The organism is Curtobacterium sp. DN_7.5 (genome assembly GCF_022655355.1).
In the GTDB taxonomy this organism is placed as follows: Bacteria; Actinomycetota; Actinomycetes; order Actinomycetales; family Microbacteriaceae; genus Curtobacterium; species Curtobacterium luteum.
In genome coordinates this window covers 2,853,969-2,866,059 of sequence record NZ_CP093378.1, presented here as the reverse complement: position 1 = coordinate 2,866,059, position 12,091 = coordinate 2,853,969, and the positions used below count along the sequence as shown (strand labels likewise).

11 protein-coding genes are annotated in these 12,091 nt (G+C 72.7%); 3 read left to right on the top strand and 8 right to left on the bottom strand.

The genetic code is table 11. From position 1 onward, the window contains the following. Nucleotides 1-124 precede the first annotated feature (124 nt). The 4 genes from MON03_RS13250 to MON03_RS13235 form a co-directional block, all read right to left on the bottom strand. Nucleotides 125-511 (bottom strand): VOC family protein, encoded by a 387-nt coding sequence (locus MON03_RS13250; protein WP_242088871.1) that lies wholly within the window; start codon nt 509-511, stop codon nt 125-127. A 124-nt stretch (nt 512-635) separates the two neighbouring features. After that, nucleotides 636-1,643 carry a LacI family DNA-binding transcriptional regulator gene (locus MON03_RS13245; RefSeq protein ID WP_242088869.1) on the bottom strand — a complete coding sequence of 336 codons (1,008 nt, stop codon included), beginning with the start codon at nt 1,641-1,643 and terminating at the stop codon, nt 636-638. Between the two features lie 30 nt (nt 1,644-1,673). Next, a complete protein-coding gene (locus MON03_RS13240) occupies nt 1,674-2,411 on the bottom strand; it encodes a class I SAM-dependent methyltransferase (RefSeq protein ID WP_242088866.1) in 738 nt (245 codons plus the stop codon). Nucleotides 2,412-2,496: 85 nt separating this feature from the next. After that, nucleotides 2,497-2,988: a nucleoside deaminase gene (locus tag MON03_RS13235; RefSeq protein ID WP_022904780.1), complete on the bottom strand. Its 492-nt coding sequence runs from the start codon at nt 2,986-2,988 to the stop codon at nt 2,497-2,499. Nucleotides 2,989-3,084: 96 nt separating this feature from the next. On the opposite strand from MON03_RS13235, the gene MON03_RS13230 reads away from it, so the two are divergent. Then, the gene (locus MON03_RS13230; protein WP_242088864.1) at nt 3,085-3,756 is read left to right on the top strand and encodes a DUF2461 domain-containing protein; all 672 of its coding nucleotides are present in this window, start codon (nt 3,085-3,087) and stop codon (nt 3,754-3,756) included. Between the two features lie 377 nt (nt 3,757-4,133). Here the strand turns inward: MON03_RS13230 and MON03_RS13225 are convergent, their stop codons facing one another. After that, entirely contained in the window at nt 4,134-4,790 is a 657-nt protein-coding gene (locus MON03_RS13225) for a CatA-like O-acetyltransferase (protein WP_242088862.1), read from the bottom strand. Nucleotides 4,791-4,826: 36 nt separating this feature from the next. On the opposite strand from MON03_RS13225, the gene MON03_RS13220 reads away from it, so the two are divergent. Continuing rightward, on the top strand, nt 4,827-5,408 hold the full coding sequence (locus MON03_RS13220; protein ID WP_242088860.1) for a YbaK/EbsC family protein: 582 nt from the start codon (nt 4,827-4,829) through the stop codon (nt 5,406-5,408). Further along, nucleotides 5,405-5,962, top strand: coding sequence for a GNAT family N-acetyltransferase (locus MON03_RS13215; protein ID WP_242088858.1), 558 nt, complete (start codon nt 5,405-5,407; stop codon nt 5,960-5,962). Before MON03_RS13220 ends, MON03_RS13215 begins: the two co-directional genes overlap by 4 nt. Here MON03_RS13215 and MON03_RS13210 read toward each other — a convergent pair. The 3 genes from MON03_RS13210 to MON03_RS13200 form a co-directional block, all read right to left on the bottom strand. After that, nucleotides 5,943-6,311 (bottom strand): VOC family protein, encoded by a 369-nt coding sequence (locus MON03_RS13210; RefSeq protein ID WP_031274178.1) that lies wholly within the window; start codon nt 6,309-6,311, stop codon nt 5,943-5,945. The two genes, MON03_RS13215 and MON03_RS13210, sit on opposite strands and share 20 nt — an antisense overlap. A 19-nt stretch (nt 6,312-6,330) precedes the next feature. After that, nucleotides 6,331-10,182, bottom strand: coding sequence for an ATP-dependent RNA helicase HrpA (hrpA, locus tag MON03_RS13205; protein ID WP_242088856.1), 3,852 nt, complete (start codon nt 10,180-10,182; stop codon nt 6,331-6,333). Between the two features lie 65 nt (nt 10,183-10,247). After that, nucleotides 10,248-12,083, bottom strand: a complete 1,836-nt coding sequence (locus MON03_RS13200; protein ID WP_242088854.1) for a thioredoxin domain-containing protein — start codon at nt 12,081-12,083, stop codon at nt 10,248-10,250. Between the last annotated feature and the right edge of the window lie 8 nt (nt 12,084-12,091).

Sequence of the window (12,091 nt, the reverse complement as noted above, 5' to 3'; positions counted from 1 at the left end):
CGCGTTGGCGCGGCGGCGCGTCGGCACGGTGGCACGGTGGCGCGCCGGCACGGTGGCGCGCCGACACGGTGGCGCGCCGACACGGTGGCGCGCCGACACGGTGGCGCGTCGGCACGGTGGCGCGTCAGACGCCGGGCAGGAACAGGCAGAACGGGTGTCCGTCGAGATCGAGCAGCACCCGCACGTCGTCCTGCGGCTGGTACGCAGCCTCGCGCGCACCGAGGCCGACGGCACGCTCGACGGCGCCGGGCAGGTCCTCCACCTGGAAGTCCAGGTGCAGCTGCATGTTCTGCGTGCCGGACTCGCTCGGCCACACCGGGGCGACGTACTCGGGGTCGTACTGCACCGACAGCCCGGCCCCGTCCGCCGGCCACACCCGCGCCCAGGTCGGGTCGTCCTCGGGCACGGTCCAGCCCGTGAGCGCGCCGGAGAACCGGGCGAGCCGCAGGGGTTCCGGGGACTGCAGCACGGTGGCCACGAAGGTCGGCATCGTCGCGTCGTCGCTCGTCATGCGGCGGAGCGTACGCGGCTCCGGTCCCGCGACCGACCAGCGACCGGTCCCGCGACCGGTCAGCGACCGGTCCCGCGACCGGTCAGCGACCGGTCAGCGGCCGTCAGCGACCGGTCAGCGGCCGTCAGCGTGGGGCGACGCTCGCGCGCTCGACGATCTCGTGCGGAACCACGAACGTCTCCGGCGGTGCCGACCGGTCGTCGATCCGCCGGGCGAGCAGCCGCAGCGCCGCCCCCGCCAGGGTCTTGCGGTCGAACGCCACCGTCGTGAGCGCGGGGATCGCGAACGCCGCCGCGGCGATGTCGTCGAACCCCATGACGCTGACGTCCTCCGGCACGCGGACACCACGCGCCGCGAGCACGTGCAGCACGCCGAACGCGATCGAGTCGGTGAACGCGAACACCGCGTCGGGCAGGTCGTGGCGGTCCAGCCAGGCGGCGAACGTCCGGGCCGCGGTCGCCGTGGACCAGTCGTCGAGGGGCACGCGGAGCGCCGCTTCGACCGGCAGCCCCGCGGCCTCGAGTGCGTCGCCGTACCCGCGTTCCCGGAGCTCGCTCGTCGCGGTCGCACGGACCTCCGCAGCGGCACCGACGATCGCGATCCGCCGGTGTCCGGACGCGATGAGGTACGCCGTCGCCTCCTCGGCCGCGGCACGGCTCGCCACGTGCACCTGGTCGACGTGCTCGGGCTCGACCTCCCCGATCACGACGGTCGGCGGGAGGCCCTCGGTCGACGCCAGCACGCTCGCGCTCAGGGTGACCGGGTTGAGGACGAGGCCGTCGACGAGGTGCGCCCGCGCCCGGGACACGAGGTCGCGCTCGCGGTCCGGGTCGTTCGCGGTCTGGTCGAGCTGCACCACCCAGCCGTGGTCGCGCGCGAGTTCGACGAACCACTCGGTGAGCTCGGCGGCGTAGGGGTTCCGCATCTCCGGCAGCGTCAGCGCGATGACGCCGGAGCGGCCGTTCCGCAGCCCACGCGCGGAGAGGTTCGGGACGTACCCGAGCTCGGCGACCGCCTGCTCCACGCGCGCACGGGTCGCCGGACGTACGGGAACCCCACCGTTGACGACGTTGGAGACGGTCTTCGGTGACACCCCGGCGAGGGCGGCCACCTCCCGCACGGTCGCGCGCATCGTCCGAGCGTACCGCCCGGGTCGGCCTCGCTACGTCCGGAGCCCGTAGCGGTGCACGTGCGTGCGGTACGGCACCCGGACGGTCTCGTTGCCGGCGGTCTCCGGGTGGCTGTCGAGCAGCTCCTCGACGGCCCGGCGCAGCTCGGCCCGTTCGGCGTCCGGCAACACGATGACGTAGCTGCGCGACAGGACCATGTCGAGGAACGCCGACCGGTCCTGTTCGTGCACCCACTCGAACACGCGGTGCTCCCGGGTGCGGAACGGGCCTCCGACGGCCGACTCGTCGTCGTACGCCATCCGCTGGGCCTCGGGCCGGGTGATGACGTCCCCGAGCCGCTGCGCCCAGTCCGAGGACTCGTCCCGCACGTTCCAGACCAGTCCGAGCACACCACCGGGACGGAGGACCCGGGTCGCCTCCGCGACACCGCCCTCCGGGTCGACCCAGTGCCACGACTGCGCGAAGGTCACCGCGTCCGCCGTGCGGTCCGGCAGGGGCATCGCCTCGCCCGTGCCGTCCACCGCGCGGACGTCGGGCAGCAGCGCGGCCAGACGCGCCCGCATCGCCGGGTCCGGCTCGACGGCGACCACCTCGGCGCCGCGTCCGAGCAGCGTGCGGGTGAACTTGCCGGTGCCCGCACCCACGTCGACGAGTCGCTCCGCACCCGTCGGGACCAGCCAGTCGGCCACTGCGGCCGGGTACCCCGGCCGCCCGTGCTCGTAGGCGTCGACCGCGCTGCCGAAGGAGCGCGCGTGCTGCTCGGAGGTCATGGACCCACCTTGGCACCGCCGGACGGGAGGCACGGTGCGAGCCCGCCCCGAGCCTCCAGACCGTCACACGGTCGCGTCCGGAGCGTCAGTCCGCGTGCCGGGCGCTCCATGCGCGGAACGGCGCGGTCGGGTCCTCGACGCTGCCCTGCTCGGCGCGCAGCGCGCGCTCCTCGACGGGCTTGGCGTACTCGTCGTAGAAGGTCGCGAGGGTCATCAGGCGGTTGCCGTCCTCGTAGTGTTCGCCCTCCTGCTCCCGCGAGGCCGCGTAGACCACGCGGTCGGGCTGTGCGTAGTAGAGGGCGCCGAGACACATCGGGCACGGGTACGCGGTGACGACGACCTCGTACCCGCCGAGGTCGGTGATGCCCTGCTCGGCCGCGGCGCGGATCGCGCGGATCTCGGCGTGGGCGGTGGGGTCGCCGGTCTGGGCGACGTGGTTCACGGCCTCGACGACGACCTCGCCGTCACGGACGATGAGACAGGCGAAGGGCTTGCCGCCGTCGGCGACGTTGTCGAGGGCGCGGGAGACCGCCAGGGCGGTGAAGTCGGTCGGTGGCGTGGATTCGTCATGGTGCATCGGTTAACGGTCCTCCGAACGGCTGCCCGGGCGGTGGGCGCCCGCGTACCCCGGGAGGCGAGGTCGGACGCAGCCGGCGGCGGTTCACTGGCCGGCATGACCGACCGGCCCTTCACCCCAGCGCTCGCCACGTTCTTCCGCGGACTCGCCGAGCACAACGAGAAGTCCTGGTTCGAGGACCACCGCGAGGAGTGGGAGCGCCACGTCGAGGCGCCGATGGAGTCCCTGCTCGAGGAAGCCGAACAGCGCTACGGTTCCGGACGCGTGCTCCGGCAACACCGGGATCTCCGGTTCACCCCGGACAAGCGGCCCTACCGGGAGGACACCGGCCTGACCGCGGGCGGGGTCTACCTCAGCGCCGGTGCGGACGGTATCCAGGCCGGCGGCGGGCTCTACACCCCCTCCCGTGCCCAGCTCACCGCCGCGCGCACCGCGATCGACGAGCACCCGCAGGCCGCCGCCGCGCTGCAGCGGGTGCTCGACGACCTCGTCGACGCCGGGTTCGAGCTCGCCGGTCCGCCGCTCAAGACCGCCCCGCGCGGCTACGACGCCGACCACCCGCGCATCGACCTGCTCCGGATGCAGCACTACGCAGCGCTCACGCACCTGCCCCTCACGAGTCCGCTCTCGGACATCGTCGACGCCTGGGAGCGGGTGCAGCCGCTGGTGCGGTGGACGGTGAAGTGGGCTCGGGCGGACGACGCCGAGGCCGCCGACGACCCGGCGCCGCCCGTGCCGGGAGCGCGGTCGATCGACGAGCGGGCCTGAGCGGCGGCTGCTGCTCGCTGGTGCGGTCCGCGTCTCGGTGATGCGGGTCGTGTCTCGGTGATGTGGGCCGCTCTTGGTGATGCGAGGGCGGTCACGACTCCCCGCGCGGTTGTCCGGGGCCGGTCACGTACTGTCGCGCGCGGCGACGTGGAGCGACGTCTCGTGACCGGACGATGCGCTGCCGACGGGGTTTCGCGACCGCGGGCGCGTCGGCCCGGAGGCGTGTCGGCCCGTCGGCACGTCGGCGCGCCGGGGCAACGGCCGGTCGACGCGACGCCCGGACGGCGCGCCGGGCAACGGCCGGTCGGCGCGACGTCCGGACGGGAGGCGCGTGGCGCGTCGGCCTGCACCCGTGCGCCGGTGCTGCTGCTCGGCCCTCAGCCGCGGAGCCAGCCGGCCTCGGCGAAGGTCGTCTGGAGCTCGGCGAACAGGCGCGACCCGTGGAACCCGTCCACGGCCGCGTGGTTGACCTGCACCGCGATCGGCATGAGGGTCCGCCCCTCGACGTACCGGTACCGGCCGATCGTGAAGATCGGCAGCAGGTGGTCGAAGCCGTCCTTGACGTGCAGCGCGAACCCGGTGAAGGACGCCCCGGGCAACGTCGAGACGTCGAACACGTTCTCCGGACGGTCCACCTGGGGGAACATCCGGTGGTCGTCCCGGTACCGCTCCATCGTCGTGACGGCGGCCTCGTGGAACCGTGCCGGGTCGTCGTCGTACGGCACGAACAACACGGAGAACGTCTCGGTGTCCGGGTGGAACACAGTGAACATCGGGTGCACGACGTCCCAGACCGCGGGGGAGCCGTCCTCGAGGAGCTGCATGCGGAACTCGGCGTGCCGGTTCACCACCGACGCGATCGCCCACAGCTGTGAGGCGTACGTGCGACGGTCGGTCCGCCTGACCGTCTCCGCGAAGTCGGTGACGTCGAGCTCGACCGTCATCTCCCACGTGCACGGCACCCGGTCGCGGTAGTGCTCGAAGTGCTCGCGGCGGGGCCAGGTGGCGAGGTCGACGGGGCGGAGCGCGGTCATGGGTGCCAGTCTGGCCCCGGTCCCTAGGGTGGAGCCATGCCGACACTGCAGCGCGTCCCGGCCCTCGTCGCCTCCGGCCAGCTGGCGATCCCGGTCGCCGAGGCCCTCGTGGCGCTGCCCGCCGACGTCCTCGGGCGGATCGAAGCAGCCCCGATCGACCCGGACCTCGCGGACACGGCAGCGTTCTCGGAGGCCTACGGCTTCCCGGTCGAAGGCGGCGCGAACTGCATCGTCGTCGCGGGCAAGCGCGGGGACGACGTCCGCTACGCCGCGTGCATCGTGCTCGCGCACACCCGGCTCGACGTGAACCGCGTCGTCAAGAAGCTCCTCGACGTCCGCAAGGCGAGCTTCGCCCCGATGGACCAGGCCGTCGAACTGACCGGGATGGAGTACGGCGGCATCACCCCGATCGGTCTCCCGTCGTCGTGGCCGGTCTTCGTGGACGCCCGCGTGCAGCACGCTCCCGAGGTCGTCATCGGCGCCGGAGTCCGTGGCGCGAAGCTGTTCCTGCCCGGCGCCGTCCTCGCGGGGCTACCGCACGTCCAGGTCGTCGACGGTCTGGCCACCGAGCCGACGGCGGCCACCGAACCGACGGCGCCGTCGGAGTCCGGAGCGTGACCGTCCGGCTGCCGATCGTCGTCGACGAGCACGTGACGCTCGTCCTCGCCGACGACTCCGTGGCCGAGACCTACCGCGACCTCGTGCTGGACGACCTCGACCACCTGCGGCCGTGGGAGGAGCTTGCTCGACCGAGTCTCACGGTCGACGACGTCCGTGCGTACCTCACCCCGGGCCTCACCGGCTGGGCCGAGGGTTCCGGTGTCCCGACGGCGATCGTGCTCGACGGGGCGGTCGTCGGTGCGCTCGCCGCCCGGTGCACGCCCGCGTCGGCGAAGGCCGAGGTCGGCTACTGGCTGGCGTCGAGCGCGGGAGGTCGCGGAGTGATGACCCGGGCCGTCCGGGCGCTGGTCGCGGAGCTGTTCGCGGACGGGGTCCACCGTGTCGAGATCCGGACCGCTGCGGACAACCAGCCGAGCCGCGCTGTTGCCGAACGGCTCGGGTTCACCCTCGAGGGCACCCTGCGAGAGGCGTACCCGATCGACGGCGTCCGCCACGACCTCTGCGTCTACGCCCGGCTCGCGACCGACCCGGTCAGTCGTTCGGGCGGATGAGGCAGAAGGGGTGCCCTGCCGGGTCGAGGTACACCCGGAAGGTGTCCGTCCCCGAACCCGTCGCCGTCGCGCCGATCGCCAGGACGGCCGCCTCGCCCACGTCGAGGTCGTCGACCTTCACGTCGAGGTGGCTCTGCTGCGGGACGTCCTGCCCGGGCCACTCCGGAGCGCGGTAGTCCGCCACCTGCTGGAACGCGAGGATCGGCCGGTGGTCGGTGAACGGGAGGGCGATCTCCGCCCAGTCCTCGTCGAAGGCGACGATCTCGCCGCCGAGGAGCCCGACGTAGAAGCGCGCCAGGGCACGGGGGTCGGGGCAATCGAGGACGACGACGTCGAGGGTGCCGATCATGGCGGCCACGCTAGCCCGGTCAGCGCGCGGCGGCCAGCGTCTTCGTGATCCGCTGCAGCGACACCGTCTCAGCGGTCCCGAGCTCCTGCGCGAAGAGACTCAGCCGGAACTCCTCGAGCATCCACCGGGCGTGCACGAGCTCGGGGTGGGCACCGACCGCCGGTGGGAACGTGCCGCCGGCGTCCGTGTACCGGTCCGTGGCGACGGTGACCTCGCGCATCCATGCGGCATCGCGCCCCGGGTTCTGCAGGAGCTTCTGCACCCGGGCCTCGATGCCCTGCAGGTACACGCGGATCCGTCGGAGCCGATCGAGGCCTGCGACCGCGACGAACCCGGGGAACACGAGCCGTTCGAGCTGCTGCCGCATGTCCGTCAGCGCGCCCAGGAGCGTCATCGCGTTCGCCTGCTTGATCGCCCGCTCGGCGTTCCGGTGTGCGGTGAGGACCGCGGCGACCTCGGACACCGCGGTGAACATCGTGTCGACGACGGTCGCGGACACCCGGTCGCGGACCTGCTCGAACGCCGCCTGCTCGAACACGAGGCCGTCGGGGTGCGCCTGCCGGATGCCGGCGTCGACGACCGCAGCGAGGACGTCGTCGAACAGCGCCTGGGTCGACGGGTAGGGCGAGGCGGCGAGCGCGAGCTTCTCCTGCGCGGTCAGGTGCTGCTGGATGTACGACACGGGGGAGGGCACCGCGAGCATCACGAGCCGTCGGACGCCGGCGGGCATCTCGACCGCGCGGTCGCGTTCGGTGGCGAGCAGGCGCACGGCGACGGTGGCCTTGGGACCGGAGCCCTCCTCGACCAGGGCGGGGTAGGCGCGGATGACACCGCCGGACTGCTTCGTGTCGAGGACGCGGGGCAGGTCGCCCCTCGGCCAGGCGGTGAGCCCCGACCGCTCGAGGTCGGAACCGGCCTGCGCGACGCGGGACGGGCCTCCCGGCCGGTTCGCCTTCGCCGTGGCGGAGGCGACACTCTGCTGGGTCCGGTCCTTGAGCTTCGTCTGCAGCGCCGCGAGGTCCTTGCCCGACTCGACCCGCCGACCGCGCTCGTCGACGACCGCCCACGTGGGCAGGAGGTGCTGCGGGACGCGGCCCAGGTCGAAGTCCGACTCGGACACCGGCACGTAGGTCATGCGCTGGATCGTCTTCGCGAGGGTCGATCGGAACGACTCGGTCGGCTCCGTCGGCGCGTCGTCGGGCAGCTCGGCGACGATCTTCTCGGCCCAGTCGGCAGCGGGCACGATGTTCTTGCGGATCTGCTTCGGCAACGACTTGATCAGCGCGGTCACGAGCTCCTTGCGGAGGCCGCGGACCTGCCAGTCGAAGCCCTCCTCGCGCATGCGTGGGAGCAGCGCGAGTGGCACCTGCACGCTGACGCCGTCGTCCTGTGCGCCCGGCTCGAACCGGTACTTGATGGCGAGACGCTGGTCGCCCGACCGCCACTGGGTCGGGTACTCCTGCTGGTCCTGTGCGGCTTCCGCCGCGTCCTCGGCCAGGAGGTCCGACCTGCGCATCGTGAGCAGGTCCGGTTGGTCGCGCCTCGCCTGCCGCCACCACCCCTCGAAGTCGCGCGTGGTCGCGACGTCCGCGGGGATGCGGGCGTCGTAGAAGTCGACGATCTTCTCGTCGTCGAAGAGGATGTCGCGCCGGCGTGTGCGCTCCTCGAGCTGCTCGAGTTCCTTCCGGAGTCGTCGGTTCTCGCGGTCGAACGCCTGCTGCGAGTCCCACTCTCCCTCGACGAGGGCGTGCCGGATGAAGAGTTCGCGGGAGTGCTCGGGGTCGACCCGCTTGTACTGGACGCGGCGACGCTGCACGACGGGGACGCCGAAGAGGGTCACGCGCTCGTACGCGACCACCGCGCCCTGCTTCTTCTCCCAGTGCGGCTCACCGTAGGTGCGCTTCAGGAGGTCGCCGGCGAGCGGCTCCACCCAGGCGGGGTCGATCTTCCCGACCGTGCGGGCGAAGAGCCGGCTCGTCTCGACGAGTTCGGCGGCCATCACGGCGTCGGGCTGCTTCTTGGCGAGGACGCTGCCCGGGAACACCACGAACCGGACGTTGCGGGAGCCGAGGTAGTCGCGCTTCTCGCGGTCGCGGAGACCGATCTGGCTGAGGAGTCCGGCGAGGAGGGACCGGTGCACCGCGTCGCCGTCCTCACTGCGTGACTGGGCCACGCGCACGTCGACCTGCTTCGCGGCGCGGACGAGCTGCCGGTACAGGTCCTGCCACTCGCGGATGCGGAGGTGGTTCAGGAACTCGGCCTTGCAGAGTCGGCGGAACGCGCTGGACGACAGCTCGTCCTGCTTGTCCTCGATGTGGTTCCAGAGGTTCAACAGCGTGAGGAAGTCGCTCGTCGGGTCGGCGAAGCGGGCGTGCAGCTGGTCGGCGTGGGCACGCTTCTCGAGCGGACGTTCGCGCGGGTCCTGGATGCTGAGGGCACTGACGACGGCGATGACCTCGCGGCCGACGCCCTGCCGGCCGGCCTCGAGCACCATCCGACCGAGACGCGGGTCGATCGGCAGCCGGGTCAGCTGGCGGCCGGTCTTCGTGATGCGGCCGTCCCCGTCCACCGCGCGCAGCTCACGGAGCAGGTCGAGGCCGTCCTTCACGCCCCGGGAGTCCGGCGGCTGGAGGAACGGGAACCGCTCGATGTCGCCGAAGCCGAGCGAGATCATCTGCAGGATCACCGCGGCGAGGTTCGTGCGGAGGATCTCGGGGTCGGTGAACTCCGGCCGCCGATCGAAGTCGTCCTCGGAGTACAGGCGGATCGCGATGCCCGCGCTCGTGCGGCCGGCACGACCGGAGCGCTGGTTGGCGCTGGCCTGGCTGATCGCCTCGATCGGGAGGCGCTGGACCTTCGCGCGCGGGGAGTAGCGCGAGATGCGGGCGGTCCCCGTGTCGACGACGTACTTGATGCCGGGCACGGTCAGGGAGGTCTCGGCGACGTTCGTGGCGAGCACCACGCGGCGTCGGACGCCCGGCGTGCTGCGTCGCTCGAACACCCGGTGCTGGTCGGCGGCGGACAGTCGGCCGTAGAGGGGGAGGACCTCGGTGCCCGGGTAGCGCTTGCCCTCGATGGCCTCCTGCGCGTCGCGGATCTCGTTCTCGCCGGAGAGGAACACGAGCACGTCGCCCGGGTCTTCGCGCGCGAGTTCGTCGAGCGCATCGGTGATGCCTTGCAGGACGTCGCGGTCGTCGGGGGAACCGCCGGAGCCGTGGTCGTCGGTCCGCGGGTCGTCTTCGTCGTCGTCGCGACCGTCGCGGTCGTCGGTGTCCTCCGCCACGAGCGGTCGGTAGCGCACCTCGACCGGGTAGGTGCGACCGGACACCTCGATGATCGGGGCGCCGCCGAAGTGCTGCGAGAACGACTCGGGGTCGATCGTCGCGCTGGTGATGACGACCTTGAGGTCCGGGCGACGCGGCAGCAGTCGCTTGAGGTAGCCGAGCAGGAAGTCGATCGTCAGCGAGCGTTCGTGCGCCTCGTCGATGATGATCGTGTCGTAGCGCTTCAGGTCACGGTCGAAGTGGATCTCGTTGAGGAGGATCCCGTCCGTCATCAGCTTGATCTTCGTGTTCGCCGACACCTTGTCCGTGAAGCGGACCTGGTACCCGACGAGGTCGCCGAGCTCACCGCCGAGCTCCTCGGACACCCGCTCCGCGATCGTGCGGGCGGCGATGCGCCGGGGCTGCGTGTGCCCGATCGACCCGCGTCCGAGCTCGAGGCAGATCTTCGGCAGCTGCGTCGTCTTGCCGGAACCCGTGGCACCGGCGACGATCACGACCTGGTGATCGCGGATCGCAGCAGCGATGTCGTCCCGCCGCTGCGAGACGGGCAGCTCGGGCGGGTACGTGATGACGGGCATGTCGGACATGAGCATTCCAGGATACCTGTCCGGTGCGCTCTCGAGGGACCCGCCGCCTCCGCCGGACACGGTGCTCACCGGCCGAGCTGGCCGACGAGGTCGTCGGCGGTGCGTGCGGGCAGCGCGCACACGCGGTCGTGGCAGACGTACGCGGCCGGGTCGAGCCCGCTCCGCGACGCGAACAGCGCGAAGCCGGCCGCAGCCCACGCCTCGGCCTGCGCGGGCGTGACCGTGGCGGTGACGGTACCGGGCTGCCGGGCCGCGCGAGCGGTCTGCCGCATCGGGTGGGCACCGTCCGAGGCGACCACCACGACCTCCCGCGACGCCCGGCCGAGGGACAGCGCGAGCCCGAGGGCGTCCGCGTACCCCAGGGGTCGTTCGGTGCCGGAGGCTGCGCGGTCCGCCACGAGTCGCTCCGCCGCGGCGCGGTACGAGTGCTCCCCGGTCAGCGCGGCGATCGTCGCCGCGGCGGACGCCAGGCCCACCGTGCCCGAACGGAGGGCGGTCTGCGGCTGCTCACCGGTCGCGGTCCGGGCGGCGTCGAGGACCGGGTCCACCGCGAACCGCCCGGCCAGGCCGTCGTCGACGAGGCCGCGCGCGACGGACGCGTACGACACCTCGCCGGTGACGAGCGCCAGCTCGAGGAGCCCCTCGGCGAGGAGCCCGACGTCCTCCACCGTCGGCGGAGCGGTCGAGACCCCGCGCGACGAGCTCGACCGGACGGCGACGTGACCGTCCCGCACGTGGACGCCGAGGACCGCGTCGGCTGCTCCCCGGGCCAGGGCGATCATCGCGTCGTCGTCGTGCCGGGCGCCGGCGATCGCCAGGCCCCTGACCGCGAGCCCGTTCCACCCCGTGAGCACCTGGTCGTCGAGCGGCGGCGGGTCGAGCGTCGCGCGCTCGGCGACGGGCCGTCGGTACCACTCGCCCTCGACCCGACGCCCGTCGATCGTGGACTCGCTGTCCTGTGCCGCCACGAACGCGCCGTCGGGTCGGCGGAGCGTGTCGCGGAGGAAGGACGCGATGCCCCGGGCCTGCTCGGCACCGGCCACGGCCAGCAGTCCGGCGTTGTCGTAGAGCATCCGTTCGTAGTGCGGCACGCTCCAGTCGCGCCGCGTCGCGTAGCGGAAGACGCCGCCGTCCTCGTCGGTGAGCTCCGACCGGCTGATCACGGCGAGCGTGCGCTCGAGGAGGCCGCCGGCCCCCTCCGCACCGTCCGCAGCGAGGTCGCCGAGCAGTTCCAGCAGCGGGGCACTCGGGAACTTCGGGGCACCACCGAAACCGCCGTACGTGGTGTCCTCCGCCTGGAGCAGCTGGTCGAGGACACCGCGGACCGCATCGACGGACGGGAGGCCCGGCTCGTCTCCGTCCGACCCGGCACCTCCGGAAGCGGTCGGGTCGGCCTCGGCCCCCTGCCGGATCGCCGTCGCGATGGCGGACGCGTTCGCGTCGACCTCGTCCCGCCGGTCACGCCACGCGTCGAGCACGGCGCCGACCACCTGGCGGAACGACGGGACCTGCTGCACGGGCTCCGGCGGGAAGTAGGTCCCAGCGAAGAACACGTGCGCGTCCGGCGTGGTGAAGACGGTCAGCGGCCAGCCGAGCTGCCCGGTGAAGGCGCTCGCCGCGGCCATCATGCTGGCGTCGACGTCGGGGCGTTCCTCCCGGTCGACCTTCACGGCGACGAAGTCCTGCCGCAGGAGCTCGGCCACCGCCGGGTCGGAGAAGCTCTCCCGCGCCATGACGTGGCACCAGTGGCAAGTGGCGTATCCGATCGACACGAGGACCGGCACGTCTCGCTCGCGTGCCTCCGCGAAGGCCTCGGGGCCCCACTCACGCCAGTCGACCGGGTTGTCGGCGTGCTGGCGCAGGTAGGGGCTGACTGCGGAGTCGAGGCGGTTGTCGCTCATGGGGCCAG

Excerpts from the sequence above, each read along its gene's own strand:
- MON03_RS13250 (WP_242088871.1), bottom strand. The coding sequence starts at position 511 with ATGACGAGCGACGACGCGACGATGCCGACCTTCGTGGCCACCGTGCTG.
- MON03_RS13245 (WP_242088869.1), bottom strand. The coding sequence starts at position 1,643 with ATGCGCGCGACCGTGCGGGAGGTGGCCGCCCTCGCCGGGGTGTCACCG.
- MON03_RS13240 (WP_242088866.1), bottom strand. The coding sequence starts at position 2,411 with ATGACCTCCGAGCAGCACGCGCGCTCCTTCGGCAGCGCGGTCGACGCC.
- MON03_RS13235 (WP_022904780.1), bottom strand. The coding sequence starts at position 2,988 with ATGCACCATGACGAATCCACGCCACCGACCGACTTCACCGCCCTGGCG.
- MON03_RS13230 (WP_242088864.1), top strand. The coding sequence starts at position 3,085 with ATGACCGACCGGCCCTTCACCCCAGCGCTCGCCACGTTCTTCCGCGGA.
- MON03_RS13225 (WP_242088862.1), bottom strand. The coding sequence starts at position 4,790 with ATGACCGCGCTCCGCCCCGTCGACCTCGCCACCTGGCCCCGCCGCGAG.
- MON03_RS13220 (WP_242088860.1), top strand. The coding sequence starts at position 4,827 with ATGCCGACACTGCAGCGCGTCCCGGCCCTCGTCGCCTCCGGCCAGCTG.
- MON03_RS13210 (WP_031274178.1), bottom strand. The coding sequence starts at position 6,311 with ATGATCGGCACCCTCGACGTCGTCGTCCTCGATTGCCCCGACCCCCGT.
- hrpA (WP_242088856.1), bottom strand. The coding sequence starts at position 10,182 with ATGTCCGACATGCCCGTCATCACGTACCCGCCCGAGCTGCCCGTCTCG.
- MON03_RS13200 (WP_242088854.1), bottom strand. The coding sequence starts at position 12,083 with ATGAGCGACAACCGCCTCGACTCCGCAGTCAGCCCCTACCTGCGCCAG.